The 561-nt window shown below is 58.1% G+C and carries 1 protein-coding gene; it reads left to right on the forward strand.

Annotated features, from left to right (window positions below; all coding sequences use genetic code 11):
• Window positions 1-420, forward strand: a 420-nt coding sequence (locus SB816_RS29775) for an IS66 family transposase (RefSeq protein WP_410547963.1), incomplete at its 5' end; no start/stop codon positions are given.
• Window positions 421-561: the final 141 nt, after the last annotated feature.

A 561-nucleotide genomic window follows, 5' to 3' on the forward strand; every position in this document is an offset into this window, starting at 1 on the left:
CGCCGTTTCCGCCGGCAGCACAGCGTCCCCATCCTGAACGCTTTCAAGGCATGGCTCGATGACATCGCGCCAAAGGTCCTGCCCGACAGCAAGATCGGCGATGCCGTATCCTACACCCTGAACCAGTGGGAATACCTGACGCGCTACACCCAAGACGGCAGGATGCCGATCGACAACAACCTGCTGGAACGTGATATCAGGATTTTTGCCACTGGACGAAAATCCTGGCTGTTCAGCGATACTGCGGACGGAGCAAAGGCCAGTGCCGTCGTCTACAGCATCATGCTGACCTGCCGCGCCTGCGGTATCGAACCCTTGGCTTACTTGCGCCACATCCTCAGCGAATTGCCGCAGCGCGCATCGGATGCCGACATCTCCGACCTGCTGCCGTTCAACTTCGCCAAGACCGCTACTGCCTGATCCCAGACGAACGCCTGACAGCCGCGATGGTCAAACGACACGCGTCAACGTGCAGGGAATTGAGCGCTTACTTTCGACCTGCGTCTTGCGGCATGAAGGGCCCTTTATGTCCAACGGGGGTATAATTTTTTGTGTCTCGCT

It is taken from the genome of Achromobacter sp. SIMBA_011, assembly GCF_046535435.1.
GTDB lineage: Bacteria > Pseudomonadota > Gammaproteobacteria > Burkholderiales > Burkholderiaceae_B > Achromobacter > Achromobacter dolens.